Source organism: Mesorhizobium sp. P3_A9, from assembly GCF_056402975.1.
This window is the reverse complement of record NZ_JBFUGJ010000774.1, coordinates 1-735: the sequence shown is the minus strand read 5'-3', so window position 1 is coordinate 735 and position 735 is coordinate 1. Positions and strand designations below refer to the sequence as shown.

The 735-nt window shown below is 65.6% G+C and carries 1 protein-coding gene; it reads left to right on the top strand.

From position 1 onward, the window contains the following. Nucleotides 1-208: 208 nt before the first annotated feature. The coding region (locus AC1DX0_RS36670) for a sigma-70 family RNA polymerase sigma factor (RefSeq protein WP_477359505.1) at nucleotides 209-735 on the top strand (527 nt) is incomplete at its 3' end.

The following is a 735-nucleotide window of genomic DNA, read 5'->3' as shown; positions in this document are numbered from 1 at the left end:
ATCCACCGCCGTCGGATCGCGGGGAAGCAATGCGAATCATGCTTGCCACGCTTGCCCCGGTTTCCTGCGGCTGCGCATCGGCCGGGCGGGGGATGCGCCTATAGTCCCTTGGGGCCATGATCGCACGGCCGGTAGCAGTCATGCCCTTGGGCTCGACCCGAGGGCGTAGCGATTTTGCGGCAACGGCATGCCGAAACAAAGACAGGTCATGGACGAGAAGCAGAGAGCCATCCTCGACGAAATCCCGCGTTTGCGGCGCTATGCGCGCTCGCTTCTGCGCGACCGCGATTCCGCCGACGATCTCGTCCAGGACTGTCTGGAACGGGCGCTTAAACGGCTCGACAACTGGCAGACGGGCGAAAGCCCCAGAAAATGGTTGTTCACGATCATGCATCATCTGTTCATTGATCAGGTGCGCAAGCTGAACCGGCGCGGCGAGGCCTCGATGCTGCCGCTGGAGGCCGGCGACGTGCAGGCTGCTCCTGCCGATCAGTTGGAGGCCGTCGCCGCGCGCGAGATCATCGACGCCCTGCAGGCGGTCAGCCCTGACAGGCGCGCCGCGCTGACGACGGTTGCCATCGAAGGTTTTTCCAACGCCGAGGCCGCCGAGATGCTCGGCGTGCCGGCCGGCACGCTGATGTCGCGCATCGCGCGCGGACGTGAGGAACTGCGCGGCCTGCTCTACGACACCGCGCGCCGCCGCTCGATAAGGATTTTCGAGACCGAGGCCCCGAC